Source organism: Haloquadratum walsbyi C23 (genome assembly GCF_000237865.1).
Taxonomy (GTDB): Archaea; Halobacteriota; Halobacteria; order Halobacteriales; family Haloferacaceae; genus Haloquadratum; species Haloquadratum walsbyi.
Window position 1 is genome coordinate 628,165 of record NC_017459.1, and the last position, 21,128, is coordinate 649,292.

21 protein-coding genes and 1 pseudogene are annotated in these 21,128 nt (G+C 46.7%); 14 read left to right on the forward strand and 8 right to left on the reverse strand.

The window, feature by feature from the left end; all coding sequences use genetic code 11:
* Positions 1–144: 144 nt before the first annotated feature.
* Positions 145–1,320, reverse strand: coding sequence for an SPFH domain-containing protein (locus tag HQRW_RS02760; protein ID WP_014555374.1), 1,176 nt, complete (start codon positions 1,318–1,320; stop codon positions 145–147).
* A gap of 196 nt (positions 1,321–1,516) precedes the next feature.
* Between HQRW_RS02760 and HQRW_RS02765 the strand changes: the two genes are divergently transcribed.
* The 3 genes from HQRW_RS02765 to HQRW_RS02775 all read left to right on the forward strand — a co-directional run bounded on the left by HQRW_RS02765 (position 1,517) and on the right by HQRW_RS02775 (position 4,075).
* Positions 1,517–2,545: an ABC transporter ATP-binding protein gene (locus HQRW_RS02765; RefSeq protein ID WP_014555375.1), complete on the forward strand. Its 1,029-nt coding sequence runs from the start codon at positions 1,517–1,519 to the stop codon at positions 2,543–2,545.
* Positions 2,542–3,303 carry an ABC transporter permease gene (locus HQRW_RS02770; protein WP_011570776.1) on the forward strand — a complete coding sequence of 254 codons (762 nt, stop codon included), beginning with the start codon at positions 2,542–2,544 and terminating at the stop codon, positions 3,301–3,303. Before HQRW_RS02765 ends, HQRW_RS02770 begins: the two co-directional genes overlap by 4 nt.
* A 97-nt stretch (positions 3,304–3,400) precedes the next feature.
* The gene (locus HQRW_RS02775; protein ID WP_014555376.1) at positions 3,401–4,075 is read left to right on the forward strand and encodes a bifunctional 4-hydroxy-2-oxoglutarate aldolase/2-dehydro-3-deoxy-phosphogluconate aldolase; all 675 of its coding nucleotides are present in this window, start codon (positions 3,401–3,403) and stop codon (positions 4,073–4,075) included.
* A 233-nt stretch (positions 4,076–4,308) separates the two neighbouring features.
* On the opposite strand, the gene HQRW_RS02780 is transcribed toward HQRW_RS02775, so the two are convergent.
* The 5 genes from HQRW_RS02780 to HQRW_RS02800 form a co-directional block, all read right to left on the reverse strand.
* The gene (locus tag HQRW_RS02780; protein ID WP_014555377.1) at positions 4,309–6,210 is read right to left on the reverse strand and encodes a PH domain-containing protein; all 1,902 of its coding nucleotides are present in this window, start codon (positions 6,208–6,210) and stop codon (positions 4,309–4,311) included.
* A gap of 2 nt (positions 6,211–6,212) precedes the next feature.
* Positions 6,213–6,680, reverse strand: a complete 468-nt coding sequence (locus HQRW_RS02785; RefSeq protein ID WP_014555378.1) for a PH domain-containing protein — start codon at positions 6,678–6,680, stop codon at positions 6,213–6,215.
* 114 nt (positions 6,681–6,794) lie between these two features.
* Positions 6,795–7,778, reverse strand: coding sequence for a DUF7260 family protein (locus HQRW_RS02790; RefSeq protein ID WP_014555379.1), 984 nt, complete (start codon positions 7,776–7,778; stop codon positions 6,795–6,797).
* A gap of 178 nt (positions 7,779–7,956) precedes the next feature.
* Positions 7,957–8,340, reverse strand: a complete 384-nt coding sequence (locus tag HQRW_RS02795; RefSeq protein WP_231852398.1) for a CopD family protein — start codon at positions 8,338–8,340, stop codon at positions 7,957–7,959.
* 268 nt (positions 8,341–8,608) lie between these two features.
* Positions 8,609–9,394, reverse strand: coding sequence for a YqjF family protein (locus HQRW_RS02800; protein ID WP_231852399.1), 786 nt, complete (start codon positions 9,392–9,394; stop codon positions 8,609–8,611).
* A 386-nt stretch (positions 9,395–9,780) separates the two neighbouring features.
* Here HQRW_RS02800 and HQRW_RS02805 point away from each other — a divergent pair, with 386 nt between their 5' ends.
* From HQRW_RS02805 to HQRW_RS02825, 5 genes are all read left to right on the forward strand, one after another.
* Positions 9,781–10,302 carry a hypothetical protein gene (locus HQRW_RS02805; protein ID WP_014555382.1) on the forward strand — a complete coding sequence of 174 codons (522 nt, stop codon included), beginning with the start codon at positions 9,781–9,783 and terminating at the stop codon, positions 10,300–10,302.
* 263 nt (positions 10,303–10,565) lie between these two features.
* On the forward strand, positions 10,566–10,787 hold the full coding sequence (locus HQRW_RS02810) for a hypothetical protein (protein ID WP_048066660.1): 222 nt from the start codon (positions 10,566–10,568) through the stop codon (positions 10,785–10,787).
* A gap of 534 nt (positions 10,788–11,321) precedes the next feature.
* Complete coding sequence (srp19, locus tag HQRW_RS02815) at positions 11,322–11,603, forward strand: signal recognition particle subunit SRP19 (protein ID WP_011570785.1); 282 nt, start codon at positions 11,322–11,324, stop codon at positions 11,601–11,603.
* Between the two features lie 7 nt (positions 11,604–11,610).
* On the forward strand, positions 11,611–11,844 hold the full coding sequence (locus HQRW_RS02820) for an H/ACA ribonucleoprotein complex subunit GAR1 (RefSeq protein ID WP_014555383.1): 234 nt from the start codon (positions 11,611–11,613) through the stop codon (positions 11,842–11,844).
* Positions 11,845–11,920: 76 nt separating this feature from the next.
* Complete coding sequence (locus HQRW_RS02825; protein ID WP_014555384.1) at positions 11,921–12,940, forward strand: presenilin family intramembrane aspartyl protease PSH; 1,020 nt, start codon at positions 11,921–11,923, stop codon at positions 12,938–12,940.
* A 102-nt stretch (positions 12,941–13,042) separates the two neighbouring features.
* Here the strand turns inward: HQRW_RS02825 and HQRW_RS15390 are convergent.
* A pseudogene (locus tag HQRW_RS15390) lies at positions 13,043–13,296 on the reverse strand (transposase); the annotation flags it as partial.
* A 207-nt stretch (positions 13,297–13,503) separates the two neighbouring features.
* Positions 13,504–14,001 (reverse strand): LabA-like NYN domain-containing protein, encoded by a 498-nt coding sequence (locus tag HQRW_RS02830; RefSeq protein WP_014555385.1) that lies wholly within the window; start codon positions 13,999–14,001, stop codon positions 13,504–13,506.
* Between the two features lie 670 nt (positions 14,002–14,671).
* On the opposite strand from HQRW_RS02830, the gene dapA reads away from it, so the two are divergent.
* From dapA to HQRW_RS02860, 6 genes are read left to right on the forward strand one after another with little or no spacing between them, the layout of a single operon-like run.
* Positions 14,672–15,595 (forward strand): 4-hydroxy-tetrahydrodipicolinate synthase, encoded by a 924-nt coding sequence (dapA, locus tag HQRW_RS02835; RefSeq protein WP_014555386.1) that lies wholly within the window; start codon positions 14,672–14,674, stop codon positions 15,593–15,595.
* An 8-nt stretch (positions 15,596–15,603) separates the two neighbouring features.
* On the forward strand, positions 15,604–16,527 hold the full coding sequence (dapB, locus tag HQRW_RS02840; protein ID WP_014555387.1) for a 4-hydroxy-tetrahydrodipicolinate reductase: 924 nt from the start codon (positions 15,604–15,606) through the stop codon (positions 16,525–16,527).
* Positions 16,527–17,375: a 2,3,4,5-tetrahydropyridine-2,6-dicarboxylate N-succinyltransferase gene (locus HQRW_RS02845; RefSeq protein WP_014555388.1), complete on the forward strand. Its 849-nt coding sequence runs from the start codon at positions 16,527–16,529 to the stop codon at positions 17,373–17,375. The genes dapB and HQRW_RS02845 overlap by 1 nt, the downstream gene beginning before the upstream one ends.
* Positions 17,372–18,766, forward strand: a complete 1,395-nt coding sequence (lysA, locus tag HQRW_RS02850; protein ID WP_014555389.1) for a diaminopimelate decarboxylase — start codon at positions 17,372–17,374, stop codon at positions 18,764–18,766. Before HQRW_RS02845 ends, lysA begins: the two co-directional genes overlap by 4 nt.
* Positions 18,763–19,755: a diaminopimelate epimerase gene (gene dapF, locus HQRW_RS02855; protein ID WP_014555390.1), complete on the forward strand. Its 993-nt coding sequence runs from the start codon at positions 18,763–18,765 to the stop codon at positions 19,753–19,755. Before lysA ends, dapF begins: the two co-directional genes overlap by 4 nt.
* Positions 19,742–21,040: a M20 family metallopeptidase gene (locus tag HQRW_RS02860; protein WP_014555391.1), complete on the forward strand. Its 1,299-nt coding sequence runs from the start codon at positions 19,742–19,744 to the stop codon at positions 21,038–21,040. The genes dapF and HQRW_RS02860 overlap by 14 nt, the downstream gene beginning before the upstream one ends.
* Positions 21,041–21,128 lie beyond the last annotated feature (88 nt).

Sequence of the window (21,128 nt, forward strand, 5' to 3'; positions counted from 1 at the left end):
CAGACTGAATTACCGTACGATCTACTTTGACGGGTAAAATGCGGTGAGAGGTAAAGAAACCTGTTGTATTTCTCAGTTTTACGATATGGTGAAGATAAGTACATCACGTCAAGTATCTAATTACCGGTTTTCCCGGCTTTTTATTCACTCACGCTCGGTCTCAACAGCGCGCTCGGCTTCGCCGTCTTGCATTTTTTCGGTTTTTTCAGCAGTGATCTGATCTGCATCCTTGATATCATTTGTCTCTCCTGCTTTGATTGCTTCGGCTTCTTGTTCAAGTTCTTCGAGATCCATTTCTGCAGCCTCATCAATTTGTCCAAGAATCCTCTCAATGTCATCGAGTCCAAGAAGCTCACGCGTCTCATCATCGAAATCAAGACTTTCAAGACCGGCTTCCTCTTGTACGTCTGAATTGGTTAGTTGCCGACCATACCGACCGAGTAGACTGGTTAGTTCCTGTGGAAGAACAAATGTCGTTGATTCACCCTCACCAATTGACTCAAGCGTCTCCATTCCACGTTCGATCACGGCACGCTCACCCATCGATTCTGAGGACTTCGCCCGCAGCACCGTTGATATAGCATCTCCTTGCGCTTCAAGAATCTGACTTTGCTTTTCACCCTGTGCACGGACAATATTCGATTGCTTTTCACCCTCTGCCTGCTCAACCGCCGATCGGCGTTCTCCTTGCGCCTCCAGAATCATGGCACGACGCCGACGCTCTGCAGAGGTCTGTTGTTCCATTGCCTGCTGGACTTCTTTCGAAGGATTAACTTCCCTTACTTCGACGGATTCAACGCGAATCCCCCATTCATCTGTTGGTTCATCAAGCTCCTCGCGAATTTTCGAGTTTATTTCTTGCCGCTTATTCAGCGTATCATCAAGTTCCATATCACCAAGCACCGCTCGAAGGGTTGTCTGTGCGAGATTCGAGACAGCCTTTTTATAATCATCAACTTCGAGGAAAGCTTTCTTAGCGTCCATAACCTTGATGTATACGACAGCGTCGGCAGTGACTGGTGAATTGTCCCGCGTGATAGCTTCTTGTCGGGGGACATCCAATGTCTGCGTTCGCATGTCAAACGCGTATGTTCGCGAAACGAACGGTGGAATAAAGCTGATCCCCGGTTCGAGCAGGTGACGGAACTCACCAAAGACAGTTAATGCTTCTTTCTCATATGCATCAACAATCTCAACCATTTGATAAACAGTGACGATTGCAAGGAATAATCCAAGCAACCCGACAAGGGACGTGCCTAGACCAATCCCAGCCTGAATCGGGAGTTGCGCTCCTTGACCCGTCACAACAATGATATCCATATATAATATTAGGGCGGAGTTCGGATAAGCTTGGCTCTCAATTACACCTATCGTGGTTGTAATAGATAATATAGTCACTATCAGTATCTTAAGAGACCGATTATCGATCTGAGATAATCCAAATCAAGTTGATATCAGCATGTTGGAACTCATGTGATTCGAATTGTTTACTATATCATGCTGTATATAGATATACATGACAGCGGCACTCGTCGCCGAGAACGTGTATAAATCATATGGCGACGTAAGAGCACTTGATGGTGTTTCACTTTCAGTCGACGCAGGAGAGATGTTTGGATTGGTCGGACCGAATGGCGCTGGAAAGACAACGCTTGTTCGCGCGCTGACCGGAACAACAACTGTCAGAGGGCAATTATCAATTCGTGGAGTCACCCCAACGAAGCTTGATAAATCACAAGTCGGTGTACTCCCGCAATCATTCACACCCCCCGGTCGACTGACAGCACACGAACTCATTGAATACTATGCAGGACTATATGACGATACCCGTGATCCTGTAACGGTTCTCGATGATGTCGGTCTCAGTGGTGACTCAACAACACAATGGTATGAAACACTCTCAGGGGGACAGCAACGCCGTGTTTGTGTTGCAATCGCATTGATTAATGATCCTGCAGTTTTATTCTTAGACGAACCGACGACCGGCATTGATCCTGCGGGTCGTCGCTCCCTCTGGTCACTTCTTGAAACACTCGCCGCTGGTGGGACGACTGTCTTCCTCACAAGTCATTCAATGACGGAAGTTGAGCGACTTGCCGACCGTGTTGGGTTTTTGAATGACGGTCAATTGCTGACTATCGGTGACCCACAATCGCTTATTGACACCCATGCTGGAGAAAACAAACTTATCATTGAGACCGAAACTGCGCTTGATTCAACAGCATTTTCATCACTGTCATTTGACATTCAAACCAGTGTATCAGGCACTCGTACAGTCGTCAAATCGGTTGGTCCCCGTGATATCGGTGATATTATTGATGCAGTTGATATGACCACCGTGACTGTTGAATCGCTCACGTGGAAGCAGCCTGATCTTGAGGATGTTTATCTTGCATTGGCTGGTGAGACACTCAACCCGAGTAGAACCACTAAGACATCAAACTCAAATGAGGATACTGCTCCCCGTATTGACGATGTCAATACTGGTGGAAATGTTATGTCACAGACTGCTATTACAACAACCACAGAGGAGTCAGATCAATGACCCGTCATAGTCGTATTCGTGCTGAATTTACAGCTGCGTGGCATGCGTTTCTTCGCCGACGGACAGCAGTATTTTTCACCTTCTTCTTTCCAGCAATCATCGTCGTTATATTCGGTGCACTGGTGCAAACACAACCGACAGGTGGTGGTCTTTTTGCTGAGCCTCGAGCATATTATATTGCCGGGTATCTCTCCGTTGTCGTGCTATTCACGCCATTATCTCGTGTTGGCAGTACTGTTGCTCGATATCGCAGTGGAAGCCGATTTGAGAAACTTGCAACAACACCATTATCACGTGGTGAATGGCTTCTTGCACAATCACTTGTCAATGTGGTTGTTATCGGTATCGCCGCCGGATTACTACTAATCTTATCCGTGCTTGTGACCAATACGACACTTCCACTGAATCTTACAACATTATTCATTATTCCATTTATTATTCTTGGTGTTGTATTGTTTTGTGGAGTCGGTGCAATTATTGGTCGTGTTGCAGGTTCTCAAGATGGGGTCATTGCTGCGTCGAACGCTATTGCACTTCCATTATTATTCCTTTCTGAGACATTTGTCACCCCATCGCTCCTTCCGGTCTGGTTTCGCCCTGTATTAGGTCTATCCCCACTCACATATATCGCTCGAGGCATTCGATCAGTGACATATCTAGAGGCAACAACAGCCCCACTGGGCAACCTCGGTGTTGTCACGGTGATTGCGATCATCGCGTTCCTTGCTGGCACAAGAGCCGTCCCACAGACTGATTGATATCGATATCAACTCATGTTAGCGATCGAGAAATCGATGTATGATTAAGTTGGGACAACATTCAGTATATCCCCGACATCAATATTGATTGCACGAGATGACTACTAATATATCGAGCGTCTTCGATCAACTGATAGACAGTGGTGTCGTTGCTGTTATGCGAGGTGCGGATGCGGATACGATTATTGACGTTGCAACAGCGCTTCATGACGGTGGTGTGACTGCATATGAAATAACTGCTGACAACGCTAATGCAGCTGCCCTTATCAGTGAGGTCCGTGCATCGTTTCGCGATTCAGAGGCCATTGTTGGGGCTGGCACTGTACTTGATTCGCCGACAGCTCAAGAGATGATAACAAGCGGTGCTGAATTCATTGTTGGACCAACTTTTGATCCTGATATTCTCGAAATATGCAATCGACATGGCACGCTCGTTGCGCCGGGTATCCTCTCCCCGACAGAGGCGCTTAATGCATACGAGGCTGGTGCGGACCTTCTGAAGGTATTCCCAGCGGCGACAGTTGGACCAACACATCTTTCAAGCATTGCTGGACCACTTCCACATCTTCCGTTGATGCCGACAGGAGGAATCAATATTGACAATGTTGCAGACTATATTGAGGCTGGTGCAGCAGTCGTCGGGGCTGGCGGTGCACTTATGAATACGGATGCGATTGCTGCCGGAGATTTTGAGTCAATCACTGAAACAGCCGAAATGTTCACACAGGAAATTGAAACTGCTCGCATGCGCAATTCCTCTTCTTCATCATAATATTCCTCGTGGAACACACGACTCCATTTGTTGAACCACAATTAGGGTACTGCTTTGACACGCACAGCCTGTTCGATTAATTAAAACACTCTGTCCTCATGATTGAACACGTATCGATGCCGTTGTTTCTTTCATCTGAGACGATGGCACCGATTGGTGAATTCACTCGATTGCTCATAAACTCGTCTAGTAAATGTGATGATAATATCGGGATGGCTTCCGATTAGTACAAACTATTCTGACTCTTCACTAGACCCACTCTCAGGATTACTGATATCGTTGGTTTCATTCTCACTTCTCCGTGTCTCTTCAGTGCCGTCGTCATCGCCACCATAATCATCGTTGTGATTATGATTATCTACTAGCTGATCATTATCGTGCGTAGTTGAATTATCATCTGTATCAGTCACCTGGCTTTTTGACCCACCATTGTCACTCTCAGTCGTGACTATCGTGTCTTTATTATTCGCGACTGTATCTGACGATGATTTTGACGATGATTTTGACGATGATACACCTGTGGTAGACATTGACCCAAGCCGATCCTTTCGAGCATGGATCGCCCGCTGAAGACGCGTTTCGAGTTCTGTCCGAAGTGTCGTCGCACGCTGAGCACTGATATCGACCGCCTGCGCGTCACTTCCACCAAGTGACCGTGACCCAGCAGTATCAGCTATAATCGTTGCCAATCCAAGTCGTCGCTGAAATACAGTTCGTGTATCAATAACAGTCTGTATCCGATATAACGGCACAATCCGAGTCTCTCGTGTGAATACGCCATTTCGTGTGACAAAGTAGTCTTCACTGATCCAATGACCTCGATGACGCCACAATGCAATGGCGATAATCCCTCCAACCGGAAGCAAGCCAATCGCAACCCACCACGGGAACGTAATTGACATGACAGTACTAATTGTATATAATCCAATAATAACAGCACCAACAATGAGTCCGGCACGCACAAGATATCGTCGTCGCGCACGCTTTGGTGGACGCCGTAACTCAATTGTGTCAACGGGCTCGATTCGCTTGATTAATTCATCTATTCGATCCCGCTGTGCAAGCGGGACTGCGACCTCTGACCCTCGACCTCCACTCCCACTTTGTCCAGGTGCATATCCTGCTGTTTCTACATACAGTGTTGCGTATCCAAAGTATCGCTTGAGCGGATCATCTTCGACTGTGAGTGTCTGGATTTTTTCAAATGGAATCGAACCATCGTAGCGCTGAAAAAGTCCTCGTTCATACCGCAATTCTCCTCTCGTTTCAGTTAGCCGAAATCCATAATATGATGTCACGGCTGAGGCGGCACCAACCAGCCACGAAAGAACAACAACCCCAATTAAGACAGGTAAAAGCCCCAGCAAAGCATTAACACCACCAGTTAATACTGATGGTCCGCCAATGACTGTGAGCAATGACCTGAGCGGACTCGCGGCTGGGACAAGCCCCGTCAAAATGGGACCAAGTGTTGAAAGCCCAGCAACAAGTAATCCAGGTACTCGAAGGTCAATCGAGAAGAACCCAACAAGTGCTAACTCACCATCATCGAGCACAAATAGCTCGTTTACTGTGCGATCTGGTGAACCACCGCTGGTTTCATCCTTATTACCAGTTGGATCACGTTCGGTTGAGTCTACTGTCTCTGATGTGCGCGTATCACTGTTATCATGCTTTCGCCGTCCAACCTCACGTTGCAGCCGTTTTGCCTCCTCTGCTGAGACAAATCGCAAGGTCGCCTCCGTAGACTCACCACCTGCTGTTTCAAATGAAACAACGGCAATATTGAGACCTCGTTGGATAATATTCCGAGAGATATCAACATTCTGGATTCGACGAAGCGGTATCTCACGATTCCGTCGAGAGAGAACCCCTGAATCGATATCAAGACTATCAGTCGTCAGCTTATATTGAAATCGTCTAACATAAGCAGTCTCATATCCGACGAAGATAAGTACAATCGCGACTGCAATCACACCGATAAAAGTCGAGTCAACAACACCAATTACGGGAAGTTCAGGGAGCGCACCTCCTTGACCACTCAGCACGAATATAAGTGCGAACGCTATACTCCCGCTACGTTGGAGGATGCGATACGGAATTGACACCGGTGAAAGTGTCCGTATCTGGGTCATCACTACACCGCGTCCTCACTTTCTGATTGGATTGCCAGCTCTCGAAGACGTTCGCGAAGCTCATTCGCGTTTGTCCGGCTGAGACCTGGAACAGAAACATCAGCCCCCCGCGACCCAGCAGTATATACAACAGTGCTTGCTAAGCCACTAAACCGTTCAACCGGGGATCGCGCAGTATCGACGTGTTGAATCCGAACAAATGGGACCACCGTTCGAACACGTGTGAGAACGCCTCTTTCAAGATAAATCGAATCTGCTCTGATTTCATATCGCCAAATCCGATATCGAGCGACCGCAAATATGACTCCAAGTCCCCCGACGATGACGAATGTGACTCCTGGTGCCCAAACAGGCAATACAGAGAGACTAAATAACCACCGTGCGCCAGCAGTGACCCCACTGAGTAGTGCTGCAATTGCCATAGCTCGACCAATCCATAGAAACCGAATCCGAGGGTTAAGTTGATTCATTGAGATACGACGATATTGATACTAACTAGCGGTCGATACACACTCATGGATGTTTTCTATAGATACGATATGACTACATAAATATCGTCCAGTCTGAGCCTCTGTTAACTATATCTATATTGAATCTGATGATGCTGTTTGCTCAGTATTGGCAATATTTGCTTGTGTCCGCTGAAGCATTCGCTTGATTGTTGCCAGTGCTTGAAATACCGGTCGCGTATTTGGACAATCCTGATACAATGTCTCTGACACTGTCCCGTGTGTCGATCCAAGCATCCGACGGTGTTGATCAAGAACGACCTGTCTGTTCGTAATGGCATCATCAATCTGCGACATCAAAAAATCGAGACGCTGACATGTTTTTTGATAACCAGCAGACGACCGAGTCGTTGGAACCGTATCACGAATGCGCATGAGAATTGGAAGAACTTCATCTGCAATCGCACGTGTTGCATCAATCGCATTGACTTCGGCATTAAGACGAGTTATCCATACGTGCCGATTGGCAATCGAAGCTGTTGAGCCAGCAATAAGCTGATCACAGATAGCTGGGGTGAATACAGTGTTCATCAATAATGACTGTGTCACCGTTGAACCAAATTCTGCGGTGAGATGCATCGGAACCGACATTACAGTTGTATCTGCATGTGGAGTTGAGAGAACTGTATTATCGTATAAATCACAGACATCATCTCTCGTTTCAATCGACTGTGCCTGTGACTGAGTAACCATTTCTGGGGAGAAAAACATCGTATTCTGATTGAACTCATGCCATAGTCTCTGGTCGTGTTGATGGAGATGCATCGACTCACAGTGCATAGTGTCAAGAGCGATATCGATGTGATCCTCTATCTCTGTATATGCACCAATACTGTCATCGTTTGTCTCATTTTGAGTTGTCCCCACGCTTGTGTCAATAGTAGTATCGGTTCTTATTCTGTGATCTGTGTCTATGGTATTCAAACACCGATTTGGACCATCCACATGCAGAGTGAGCCGGAACGTGCAAAATGCATCCCCCTCATCTGTGACTCGACGACGAGCGTGTCTTGTGACCTGTCTTGCTATTTCAAGCGCTGATGATGCCACAGACATCATTAATTGTCAGCTTGTCTTATCATAATAAAATATCGAATAAATTATAATTTTGACAATATACGTCTTACTACGGGTATATACTCTTAATTATATCTCGCCACCCAGTTGGAATTCGGTCATTCATCAACAGCAGCACTATCCGGCGCATCTAGAATATGTGTAAGATGCAAAAACACAGTTATATAATCATATTCGCTGTAAGCAGTCCAATATCAACGAGTAGCAGGATACTTACTCCAGTCGCTAACTGAAAGCTCCGACGAGACGCAGCGACCGGTGCGCGAACACGTTTTGCTTGAAGTCCACTCACAAGCTTCCGACGACCAATTTCAACGAATATAGCAAATATAACCCACATCAGTAGTGCTGCGAGTATGAGATTACCATTTGCTGTGTTGAGTAGTGATTCAGTCGTATATGTTGTCCCGGTTAGATACCCACCGGTAAGAGTCGTCAAGACCACGCCACTACGAGAGAGAGCCATCAACCGTCCAACAATCCGCTCCAGCGGAGTCGCATCAATATCACCTGTTGCAGCAGTTGGAAGGATTACTACGGTCATGCATGTGATACTTCCAACCCATATTGCACCTGCCACAGTATGAATAATTACCATTGCTATATTGACCACCATGATGACAATTTATCCGAAATGAACGGTATTTTTCTTATCGGTATGACCTCGAAACATCAAGATGAGTGCGAGTACAAGTACATCATATAGTGTTGCTTACACCGATATAAAATATAAGATAATAATCATTACGGATGTTTCCACACTGTCAAGCGCGGTAATTAAATAAGATAGCGAATTCGAAATTGAAAGGGGCTTATTCTTTTGATGAGTTACCAATCGACTGGATCCACCCTGCTGTTACATCAATATCCGATGCATAATGAACAATCGGACCGTCACTTGGTGGTTCAAATCCATTTGCAGTAAATAATGTATTCTCTTTGATTTTGATATGACCCTCTGCTATCTTCCAGGGCGAATGACGGATTGTCCCGCGATAAAGTGTTCGTCCATCCGTATAAAATTGATAATTTTCCGTGAGAAACGCAGTTAATGATCCTGTGGTCGGTTGTACGTAATTTGCTCCGTCAACCGGTCCATAAGTTGCCTCAAAACGTGCTGGTGCGACAGTATCTCGCGTTCGTTTGCTTGTGATATGGATTGTTTTATTCTTACCCTCACTAGCAGCGTTACGGGTCAATTCCATCTTCGCATGATAGTACGGTAGTTTGAAACCTCGTCGCGCAATCTCAACTCCGATTGTATCATCAGCATCAAGATTGAAGAAATATACACCACGTGTTTGTGACCCCGGTTGACGGACGTATGTCCGCAGATTTAATTCGGGGAATGATCGACCAATAGGCGATCCACGAGGTCTGATATCAGCCATCTCGAAGGGGACGATACCAAGAAAAGCATCGCCATTGTGGGTTGCAACAGTAACCTCTGATGGTAGTTGTTTTTCTACGACCTCTGGGTCGACACGCCAGTGCGCGAATAGAACGTCACGCCACTGCATCGTGAGTAAATCAGTCACACCGTCGAATCCTTGACCAACCGCTGATACACGGTCACGGACGCGGTCTGCAAGAGACATAATTACTCTACCGTCTGAGCATACTTGGTGGCACTGAATATGATACAGGAATAGAGAACTCTATTATCAACAAGTGAGGGATTATAGAGCCCTGAATGTGGTAGGTCAGGATAGTTCAGATAGTAATGGTATCATAGTTCCTCAATTTTCAGCGCGCGTGAGTGCACACAAGATATATATTTGTCATCATGCTTCCTCCTGACGGGCGGAAAACGCCAGCTGAGCCCTGCTCGTCGCCATACCCATCGACGACAGGGATCCGCCCGGTTCTTATTAATATTTTATCAATATGACACCGGCTTCGCCGTGTCTGCTTGTCAATAATATAGGATATTTTATTATTGTCTGACGAGAGTTTATTAGGACACGCACGAAATTCGCCAGGTATGGACTCAAGTCATACTGCTACATCAGCCGATGAAAACGAGCGCACAGATCGCAATCAAATAAATACCGTTGTTGATACAAGCGACTCGACAGCAGAACCATTATCGATTCGACTTCCGGACGGGAGTGAAAGCGTTTCTGAGGCTATTATCTCCCACCGACAGATGCTCACAAATCCTGGTGAATATGACCTCGCTTCAGCAGACACCGTTGCTGATATGCGCGAAACTATTGCTCGATTAACAGAGGACGTTCCACCAGGGCTCCGATCAGATCTCAAAACGCTTGAATCATCAGTTGAGAACGTCATCTCACAGCTAGAGCAGCAGCAACAACAAATCGAGGAACTGAGACAGGCAACGACATCTCTCGCCGAAATACTTGGTGCATCTGTTGAGTTTTCGACCGATATTGATTCTGCTGATGAGACCATAGAGACTGCTTCTTCATCAGAATCCGACGTACAGACAGACATGGAGAGTGATACCGACCATACTCCTGACGTTGATATTAATCATTAGTACTGGTCATTCACATACACACATCTTATCTATCCCCTCGTTATCTTCCGGTAACATGTCGGTTCGACGCTAACACAACTTCTTACATGTTCTCACATCACGATGTTTGTACTATTTTTACCAACTCAAAGACACCAATAAAAGTCGTATGAATAACGAGATCCCGTTTAGTGTGGAGTCCAGAACTCAACTTGGAATGACTGGTCAAAACCAGACTCAGGTCGAATAATATAATTACCTGAATACTAATATAGGATTACGTGATGCGCGTCCCAGACGACGTTCCGAATCAGTGTCCAGTCTGTGATGACGCATATGATTCCGTCTCAGCGCATGATGCCGGACTCATGGTGAATCTTATTGAGAATGATCGCTATCAACGCGTCTGCTTCGACCCAGTACAGTCTGACACTGGAGACGCTCTTGTGTATTTTTATCACCATACTCATCAGGAAACTGGAACGAACACTCATGTTGGCGGTTGACACAGAATGTAACGAGTCTCACTGGAGTTAAACGCCAACAATACCGCCGATATGATATTCGATAGTCTATGAACGCAGTGACATGCAGTCCTGTACACCGAGATTGAACTGGGACTATGGGATCACGGTCTGCTGCTCATGGTTCTGTCCGAGACCGGAAAGTCCCAGGCAAGTATATATAAGAATATTTCAGAGCATATTAAGCGACCGAAAATTATAGACTCACTCATAGTGATTAGTGCAAGTCTTAAGCGCCGTGATTATCTGTGCCGTGATAGGAGCCGCTGAACCTGCGTCATTCGACACCGTCGGTGAAACTATTCGAATTAATCACTATCAAACGAGTCTTGGATTGGGTCTATTTTCACTTAAATTAAACCGGATGCTTTCTGCCGTGTTCATGTTGGCGTGAACGTCGTGTCGGGCTCCTCAAAGATGTACAGGCTATCGACACCCAGTTTCGACACGATTAATGATCCCATTCGATATTCGTCAGTCGACAGTATATTATAGCCACACTGTAGTCCTTCGTTCATGGCTGTTGAGAACATCGTCTGGCCACGCTATCTTGACGCGTCGATTACGCGATCGGATGGGCGTCGGGTTTCACTTCAGGATGCTATCGAGGATCCGGAGGTTGATGAGATCGCAGAAGCTGTTCAACAGATTGGGTATGATGCTGTTATCGAACATGATGTTGCACATCCTCGTGAGTGGGGAACAAGTGGACGTGTCATCGTCAAAGGTGCCGATGATTCGAGTAAAAATGATCTCGTTCAAGCAGTCGCTGCTTACATACATCTTCTCCGAGAGTAATACATCAATGCAACGTCTTGGCATCGTAACACAGCACGTCCAACATGTCTTAATTGCCCGATGTGATAGCAATATGAAATCGCCCCCGTCAATCGGTGCGCATGCAATTGATGAATCGCTTTCAACCGTTGGTCGCGTTGTTGATGTTTTTGGTCCGACTTCCCAGCCGTATATAGCAATTACTCCAGTCGAAACTTGCTCTCCAGCAGCTATACTTGGAGAAAAAATATATGCTAAATGATACGGAAATAATATCAGCTCTGTCTCATCAAACTACGAAACACAACTAGCATACATTATGACCGAAAAATAACCACATGCATAGACGCGTCGCCTTCGGTATTGGATTTACCGCGGTGCTCTTTTTTCTTGTTCAACTCGGTGCACTCGCACTTGTTCCAACATTTTACGAGCAAGGATATCAAACAGTCGAAGATCCAACAAACCCAACAAACAGTCTTCTATATATTGGAGCAATCCTTGTTGCAACAGCAGTAATGCTTGCTGCGTTTAAATATGAACTTCAGTGGCTCGTCAAGGGATTCATCACCCTCGCAGCCGGTTCGCTCGCATGGTATGTTTTTTCGGTATTCTTCTCACCATTGCTGGCAGCTATCCCTGCTGTTGGACTTGCGGTACTTTTGATTATTTATCCTGAGTGGTATATTATTGATGCTGCAGGTGTGTTGATGGGCGCAGGTGCAGCAGGATTATTTGGAATTAGTTTTGGACTCCTCCCAGCGCTTGTTTTATTGAGCATTCTTGCAGTCTATGATGCAATTAGTGTGTATGGCACTGAGCATATGCTTGATCTTGCGGCTGGTGTAATGGATCTCAATCTTCCTGTTATCTTAGTCATCCCAACAACACTCTCATACTCACTCCGTGAGGATGTTTCACCAGTTGCAACAGACGACAACGCCAATGCTTCTGTGAGCGATAATGAAACACACACTCATACTAATGAATTGGCCGAGCACGATGCTGAGGCACCTAGCAGTATTGATGAGACTTCTACGGATGATAGTCATATTCGAGACGCATTTTTTATTGGACTTGGTGATGCGGTAATGCCAACCGTCCTCGTCGCGAGTGCAGCGTTTTTTCTTCCAGCTGAACTGACTCCTTCACTTGGTATTTTCGGTATTCCAGCAATGACCCTTCCAGCGCTCACAGCAATGATCGGGACATTTATTGGATTATTTGTCCTCATGTGGCTTGTTGTGAAGGGTCGAGCACATGCTGGATTACCACTCTTGAATGGTGGTGCAATTGCAGGCTATCTTATTGGAGCTTTACTAAGTGGTGTACCGCTTATTCGCGCACTTGGTCTCTGATTCGCTTGTTTGGGCTCGCATTAATTGCATCCACATCCAAGAGGTGCATTATAGTGCGATCTCAGGGTAATTCACTAGACTAGAGGGTTCATAGAAGAGGTTTCACACCGTGATCACGGTACTTCCCGGATTGTCTTCTTGTTCGTAGTTGGTGATTACGACGACGAGGCGCAGACACAACGCGAGGAACACCTGCGCTTGTGCATGGACGCAGCCTCGGGCGTGCGTATACCCGGGTCGCAGCCCTTGACTGATTCATTGGTTCGTTCGACACCACTCCGGCGGTTGTACGCCTCGTCCAGCGTTGACTGCTTCAGCTGAACGTCCTTGCTGTGTTTTTCGATGCGGTCGAGGGTGTCATAGAACAGTTGGCATGGTTTTCTGATACCAGCTGAGAGGACTGCTATTGCTGGTTTTGAATAGCGGCAGCATCTTTTATTTTTAGACATCTTTATTAAAAGCTACTGAGGTGTGTGAATCGTTCTATGATGCTCTCTCAAATTAATAATTTGTAACAGTTCGCAACTCTGAAAGAGTATCAATCACCGTTTCATCTCTTGTGCTCACAAGAGAAACGTCTCTTGCCGCGCTGAAAGGTCAATAAAGGTATCAGCCGCATCAACCAATTCATCTGCAGTCGATTCACGAAATGACATCACCTCAACTCGGACGCCTTCGTGTCTTAGGTGTGAACAAAGCCGTGAGAAATCACCATCTCCGGTACAAAGAACAACTGTATCAACATGATTAGCAAGTGTCACCGCATCGAGACTCATTCCAACATCCCAATCAGCCTTTTTACTACCATCACCGAACGTCTTAATCTGCTTAATTTTTGGCTCAAACCCAATATCGACAAGCGCCTCAAAGAATGTCTCCTCCTCTGGCGCGTCTGCTTGGATAACGTATGCAATGGCGCGCGTGAGTTCTCGCCCTGAAACACCTTTCTTCAATAATGATCCGTAGTCGATCTTTTGTGAATACAGACTCTGTGCGGTATGATAGAGATTCTGTGCATCTGCAAGCACTGCAACGCGTTGTCCGGGGTGAATTTCGGTCATACACACGTTGGATGCGGCTCATAGATTAATCTACGGTCATACATATGTCAATAGGATTTATTTACAAGCGTCCAAGGAGTTGATTAATCTTACACTGACCACTCTACAGATACTCACAGCGAGTGATTCAGGGTTTCTGTTTACTCTTGAAAATAATTCATTATGACAACCATATTTCATGCTCACGCGATGACGAAATGTATTTATTTATCCATAATTATTTCATCAATTGTGACATATATCACGGTATCACCACTGACACACTGTCGTCAACACGTGATCCGTGGTAGTATATCCAATCCACAGTACCGGTGCGTTCATCAAATCAACACCGAGCAATGGACATTACGCCCACTATACGCACCCCCTATTCTGAATGTATGCATCCGTTATACCCTGCATACACGCAATCGCAGCTGTAACCGTAATCGCAATCGTAAGCATAAGCGCAAGCGTACTCACACACTCATATTCTCTAGTCTTGGGCAGACATAGCGCCTCTGTCCTTGGCGATTTTATTGATACGCATTTTGATGTGTATCTCACATTGAGCATGCTGATACGACACCACACGTCAACGTCATTATTATGACCTCATACTGAGACCATATCATACAAGACAGTATTGTCTCCGACAGATAATCAACATACACACACTGACATACAACATATGACAGATATTGATCTTACTGGCGTGTTTCCTGCGATGACAACGCCATTTACACCAGACGGACGTATCGACTACGACATACTTGCCCAAAATGCACAACGGCTTGAGACAGCAGGTGTCTCTGGACTCGTTCCAGCCGGGTCAACAGGTGAAAGTGCAACCCTAACCCATGATGAGCATATTGATGTGATTGAAACAGTCATTGATTCCGTTAATGATGTGCCTGTCATTGCTGGATCAGGCTCAAACTCAACGCGTGAAGCACTCAATCTCTCAGAACGTGCCGCTGATGCCGGTGCTGATGCACTATTGTTAATCTCGCCATATTATAATATTCCAGAACAAGCCGGACTCAAAGATCATTACCGAACCATCGCCGATGCGATTGACATCCCACAGATCGTATATAATGTTCCCGGACGGACAGGAACAAACATTGAACCGGAGACTGTCGCTACACTTGCCTCACATAGGAATATTGTCGGTTATAAGGCTGCAAGCGGGGATGTTGGGCAAATATCCTCTGTGGTTGAGCAGACCCGGTCTGAGGCTTTTTCTGTTCTGTCCGGTGATGATATTCTCACACTTCCAATCTGCGGACTCGGTGGAAGTGGTGTTATTTCCGTCGGGGCAAATATTGAACCTGCTCAGACAACTGCGATGGTTGGTGCAGCGGTTAGTGGCGATTATGACCGTGCACGAAATCTGCACTATCAGTTGGCTCCACTCTTCGAGCATCTCTTTGTTGAAACAAATCCGATTCCGGTGAAAGCCGCAATGGAATATCGGGACTATGGTCCTGGCACACTCCGCCCTCCACTAACTGATTTATCAGACAAACACCGCAAAAGACTTGAATCAATTCTTGACGATCTCGATGCTGATCGTGAAATGGCATTAGCTGGGCAGACGGAGGTCATCTAATTATATCGATGTCTAATACCGAAACAAATTCACATAAGGATTCTACCAATACGACCGTTTCAAACTCGTCTACACAGCCCGGGGTTCGACTTGCAATCACCGGTGCAAGTGGTCGAATGGGCACTGAACTTCGATCGATGGCAAATGAGAAAACTGCCATTGAGTTTGTGCTTGCAATAACACAAACCCCTGATTCAGTCCCTGCCCCGAAACCCGACTCAGTTGATGCACCAGATGCGATTATTCCTGTAAGTGGTGAACCGTCTGAAACAGGACTCGAAGGGTCACTTGAGACACACGACATAGATGTCTTAGTTGATTTCACCACTCCAGATGCAAGTATTGAATATCTTGATGCTGTTGATACGGCGAATGTGGATGTTGCAGCCATTATAGGAACAACCGGATATGATGATGCTCAACGCTCAATGATTTCCTCATTTGCTGAGACGACCCCTATCCTCAAGGCTTCAAATTTCTCACGTGGCATTGCAGCACTTCGCCGGGCTGTTAGCGAAGTTGTCTCAACGCTTCCATCATACGATATTGAAGTGACTGAAACACACCACAATGGAAAGCGTGACGCGCCATCAGGTACAGCAGTGACGATACTTGATGATATTGAATCTGCACAAAATAACTCGGAATCCTCGACGCACGTTCACGGTCGTGTTGGCGACGCACCGCGTCACGAATCGGAGATTGGTGTTCATGCACGTCGTGCTGGTGATATCGCTGGTAAGCATGAGGTGCTCATGGCTGGTGGCGATGAGGTTCTTGAACTTACGCACCGGGCTGGCTCACGAGGTATCTTTGCAGCTGGTGCGTTGGATGCAGCGGTGTGGATTGCTGGACGATCTCCAGGGGAGTATGACTTCGATGCTGTCTTAGATGCTGGCACTGATACTACTGAATATAATGAGGATTCATAATGAGCATCGAATCTAATATCCATAATCTCTGGCAGCAATACAGCACTGATGAGCTCACCGCAGAGACAGCTGATACAGCTACATATAATATACTTGACGAATTTTTGACGGCGATTGAATCTGGTGATATCCGAGCAGCCGAGCCAGCAAATGATACAGCCGGTCCTGAGGGATGGGTTGTGAACGAATGGGTCAAACAGGGAATCTTATTGAATTTCGGCTTACGAGAAACGCGCCCACGGGAGTATGGTGATGTTACCTATCATGATGTCCTCCCACTTCGTGAGACGCATGACCTTGGTGACCGGGGGACACGAAATACCCCTGATGGGACAGTCATTCGCCGGGGGGCGCATCTTGGCTCAGATTGTATTATGATGTCACCGTCATTCGTTAACGTCGGTGCATATGTTGGAAATGGAACATTGGTTGACTCATGTAACACCGTTGGGTCATGTGCACAGATTGGATCGAATGTTAAACTCGGTGCAAATACCCTTATTGGGGGGGTTCTTGAACCGGTTGAAGATACTCCAGTAATTATTGAATCCGGTGCTGCGCTTGGTGCTGGCTGCCGTGTAACATCTGGATTTCATGTCGGTGAGAATACGATTATTGGCGAGAACACGTTGTTATCGCCTCGAATACCCGTATATGATCTTGTCGATGAGACAGTCTACTATGGAAAGCTCCCTGCAAACCGACGTGCATTCACCCGATATGTTGAATCCTCACTTGGTGATCACGATCTGTTTGAATCAGGGGCATACAAACCAGCCGTCGTTGCAGTCGATATCGAAGCTGAGACACTTGATCAAACACGCCGTGAGGAGGCGTTACGTGAATGAGCACCATTGATACAGAACAAACCACGGATAATACTGACAGCGGTGCCCCTATCAGGCGACTTGCTGCATGGGACGCTGATTCCCTTTGTAACCTTGCTGCAGAGTTCGAAACTCCACTGTATGTAATTGATGCTCAGAGGGTCCGTGAAAACTGTGCTCGACTTCTTGATGCGTTTCCAGCAGCAACAATCCGATATGCAATCAAAGCACACAGCGGACAAGCAGTCCTCAAAGTAATTCGTGATGCGGGGATTGATGTCGAATGCGCCTCTGCTGGTGAGGTCAAAGCAGCACTCGCTGCTGGATTCAATGGAAATCGGATTCAATACACTGCTGTCAATCCACCGGCCCGTGATCTTGATGCAATTATTAATTGGTGGCAAGAAAATAAGCAGCTAACAATTACTGTTGGTGCAGCCGATACAGTTGAGCGACTCCAAGAACGTGGCTTCGATGGTCGATTATGTATTCGCGTGAATCCAAATGTCGGTGCTGGTCATCATGAGAAGGTGACCACCGGGGCGAACGCGAAATTTGGTATTCCGTATGAACGTGTGAGTGAATTAGCTACACAGTGGGCAACAGAATTTGATCTTGTTGGGATCCACGCGCACGCTGGTAGCGGAATCAGCGGGGAAGACCTTTCTTCACACGAGGAACTTGTTCGTCGAATGGGAACCCTCACACGGACAATCACCGAGTGTGCTGGATCGCTCGAATTTGTTGATGTTGGTGGGGGATTCGGCGTCCCATATCGAGCAAATGATCCACCACTTGATATTCACACCGTCGCTGAGAGAACACGAGATGCACTTGGAACAGTTGATGCTACGCTGGCAATTGAACCAGGTCGGTACGTCGTTGCTGATGCGGGTGTACTCTTGACACGTGTGAACACTATCAAAAGCGCACGCGAAACAACCGTTGTTGGTGTTGATGCCGGGATGACGACACTACTCCGTCCCGCAATGTATGATGCTTACCACGAAATTGAGAATATCTCAGCATCACCGACCACAGACTCGATGCCGGTGACTATCGCTGGTCCAATATGTGAATCGTCTGATATATTTGCTGAGGGTCGATCAATCTCAGCGCCAACGCGTGGTGATATTATTGCAATTGGGACTGCAGGAGCATATGGATATGAGATGGCAAGCACATACAATGCCCGACCACGACCAGCAGAGGTTATCTATGATGATAATACAGCAAAAGTCGCGCGTCGTCGTGAGACACGTGATGAGTTAGATGTACTTGAGACATCCTCAGACGAGCACTCGGTTTCATTATCATCGGTGGTTTCACATTCTCATTCTTCAGTCGCACCTGAGTCGACTATGTCTTCATCTTCAACAGGAGATACGCCTCCTGGTGGTGAATCACAGTGAGTGATGAGTCGGCATTAGTTACCGCTGTGAAGTATCACGGGACTGGTAATGATTTTATTATTGTCGACGACACTAAGGAGATTCCTAACCGTCGAGCATTTGCAAAAGTCCACTGCAGTCGGGATACAGGCGTCTGCCATGAGACAACTGATCGACGCGGTGCTGACGGTGTGTTATTCCTTGCAATTAAGCAGCAACATACACCAATACAAGTGGTCATGACACTTATTCAGCCGGATGGGTCGACTGCGGCAATGTGTGGTAATGGTGCTCGAGTTGCGGCTGCATGGGCAGCTGAACAGACGGGAGCGACAGAGATGATGATTGAAACCCCTGCTGGCACCCGACATGCGACGCTTTCAGGGGATACTATCACGATTGAGATGGGAACACCAGTATTTACACCACGTTGTGTTCCACTTACCACCGATCGTGATACCGCTCTTATTGATGAACAGATTGGGTCGCTCTCAATCACCGCAGTAAACACAGGTGTTCCACATGCCGTTGGGATGGTTGATGATATTGACTCCATCTCATTGAATGATATCGCACCTCCAATCAGGCATGCCGATATGTTTCCAGCCGGTGTCAACGTGACACTTGCGGAACTGACTGGTGCTACTCAATTTCGACAACGGACGTATGAACGTGGTGTTGAGGATGAAACACGTTCTTGTGGGACGGGGGCAGTCGCTATCGCTGCTGTTGCCTGTAGAATTGGAATTATTGATACAGACACTCCAATAACGGTTAGACCACCAGGTGGTGCACTTCGCGTCACTGTCGCCTCTGATCAATCAACAACGCTCACTGGGTCAGTGGAACGTGAATTCCAAACAGAACTTACAGTCATTACTGAGTCATCACCACGTTCAACAGCACCCACAATGCCACAAGCAAAATCTTCTGATTCAGGTCTCTCCTCGGAGCATAACAATACCATAGAATCCTCACCAAGCCCATCTCAAGACGATGTCACTCGATAATAGCCACTCTTTTGACCCAATTGAGTTCCTTAAGCGAGCAGTCGCCTGCCCATCGAATGATAATGTTGAGAAAATGCGTGAACTGCTTGTCGGGACACTTCAACGGTATGATATCGACGTGCATGTTGATTCGGCTGGGAATACGATTGCGACCCGAGGAATAAAACGCGATTCAACTACAAACGATTGTGCCAACTCGAACAACTCAGAATCGACTCGTGAGACGCATCTTGTATTTAATACACATATTGACACCGTTTCACCGCATATCCCACTTGATCAAAGCCGGTCGTCTCGGTCAGTTTCATCTAACACAGACACTCACCATAGGTCTCAAAACGCAGCGACGACCTCAGAAGATACTGTAACGGACAAAAAGTCACGTTCGACCGAGTCGATGGTAGCTAATTCATCTACTGAAAGCGCTAATGAACCCGCTCGAATCCATGGTCGAGGCGCATGCGATGCTAAAGGTCCACTAGCAGCGATGCTCGCTGCGTTTTTACGTGTCGATGTATCTTCGAAAGCAACTATTACACTGGCTGTGACGCCGGATGAAGAGGTCCTCTCTACTGGTGCTGCTGCACTTGATCTCGACGCTGATATGTATATTGTTGGTGAACCAACCGGGCTCGATGTATGCACAGCAGCAAAAGGGAGATTTCAGGGAACTTTGACACTCACTGGCACTGCTGCACACGCTGCAGCGCCAACGAGTGGTGTGAACGCTATTGCAGCACTTGAGGATGCGCTCAAAGCAATCCGGACATACGATACAGATCAACCCAACGCCATACATCCACAATTAGGGAAGCCAACAGTAGTTCCGACGACAGTTGATGGTGGGACAGCAACCAATCAAGTGCCAGCGACCTGCCGTGTTGTTCTTGACCGCCGAAGTGTTCCCCCCGAAACGGCTGACACATTTCAAGATAAACTCACGACCGCTGTTAATACCGCAGTTTCTGAGGATGTTGGCGTCGACTTTTCACTGACAGATCGTCCCACTCCATTCCTAGAGGCATTTGCAACCAACCCAGATCATAAACTCGTCACGACGCTCATCGATGCAACAAAACAAACTGGAGAGTCAGCGCAACAACGATGTTTCACCGCAGCGACAGAGGCATCATATTTTTCGCCTGCACCTGTTGTTGTCTTCGGTCCTGGTGTTCTTGCTGATGACACTGGGGCGGTCGCACACGCTGACCGCGAGTACGTCACCGTTAGTTCGGTTATCAGCGCAGCGCGTGCACTTACGGATGCAACCCAACAACTTATTTAATGACAATTAATTTATGATACGATGTCTTTGATAACGGTCAGATAGTGTGTGAAGCTTGTTCAGTTATATTAAGAAACATAATTACCAT

Coding starts and splice junctions, on each gene's coding strand:
- HQRW_RS02760 (WP_014555374.1), bottom strand. CDS start 1,320: ATGGATATCATTGTTGTGACGGGTCAAGGAGCGCAACTCCCGATTCAG.
- HQRW_RS02765 (WP_014555375.1), top strand. CDS start 1,517: ATGACAGCGGCACTCGTCGCCGAGAACGTGTATAAATCATATGGCGAC.
- HQRW_RS02770 (WP_011570776.1), top strand. CDS start 2,542: ATGACCCGTCATAGTCGTATTCGTGCTGAATTTACAGCTGCGTGGCAT.
- HQRW_RS02775 (WP_014555376.1), top strand. CDS start 3,401: ATGACTACTAATATATCGAGCGTCTTCGATCAACTGATAGACAGTGGT.
- HQRW_RS02780 (WP_014555377.1), bottom strand. CDS start 6,210: ATGACCCAGATACGGACACTTTCACCGGTGTCAATTCCGTATCGCATC.
- HQRW_RS02785 (WP_014555378.1), bottom strand. CDS start 6,680: ATGAATCAACTTAACCCTCGGATTCGGTTTCTATGGATTGGTCGAGCT.
- HQRW_RS02790 (WP_014555379.1), bottom strand. CDS start 7,778: ATGATGTCTGTGGCATCATCAGCGCTTGAAATAGCAAGACAGGTCACA.
- HQRW_RS02795 (WP_231852398.1), bottom strand. CDS start 8,340: ATGACCGTAGTAATCCTTCCAACTGCTGCAACAGGTGATATTGATGCG.
- HQRW_RS02800 (WP_231852399.1), bottom strand. CDS start 9,394: ATGTCTCTTGCAGACCGCGTCCGTGACCGTGTATCAGCGGTTGGTCAA.
- HQRW_RS02805 (WP_014555382.1), top strand. CDS start 9,781: ATGGACTCAAGTCATACTGCTACATCAGCCGATGAAAACGAGCGCACA.
- HQRW_RS02810 (WP_048066660.1), top strand. CDS start 10,566: ATGCGCGTCCCAGACGACGTTCCGAATCAGTGTCCAGTCTGTGATGAC.
- srp19 (WP_011570785.1), top strand. CDS start 11,322: ATGGCTGTTGAGAACATCGTCTGGCCACGCTATCTTGACGCGTCGATT.
- HQRW_RS02820 (WP_014555383.1), top strand. CDS start 11,611: ATGCAACGTCTTGGCATCGTAACACAGCACGTCCAACATGTCTTAATT.
- HQRW_RS02825 (WP_014555384.1), top strand. CDS start 11,921: ATGCATAGACGCGTCGCCTTCGGTATTGGATTTACCGCGGTGCTCTTT.
- HQRW_RS02830 (WP_014555385.1), bottom strand. CDS start 14,001: ATGACCGAAATTCACCCCGGACAACGCGTTGCAGTGCTTGCAGATGCA.
- dapA (WP_014555386.1), top strand. CDS start 14,672: ATGACAGATATTGATCTTACTGGCGTGTTTCCTGCGATGACAACGCCA.
- dapB (WP_014555387.1), top strand. CDS start 15,604: ATGTCTAATACCGAAACAAATTCACATAAGGATTCTACCAATACGACC.
- HQRW_RS02845 (WP_014555388.1), top strand. CDS start 16,527: ATGAGCATCGAATCTAATATCCATAATCTCTGGCAGCAATACAGCACT.
- lysA (WP_014555389.1), top strand. CDS start 17,372: ATGAGCACCATTGATACAGAACAAACCACGGATAATACTGACAGCGGT.
- HQRW_RS02860 (WP_014555391.1), top strand. CDS start 19,742: ATGTCACTCGATAATAGCCACTCTTTTGACCCAATTGAGTTCCTTAAG.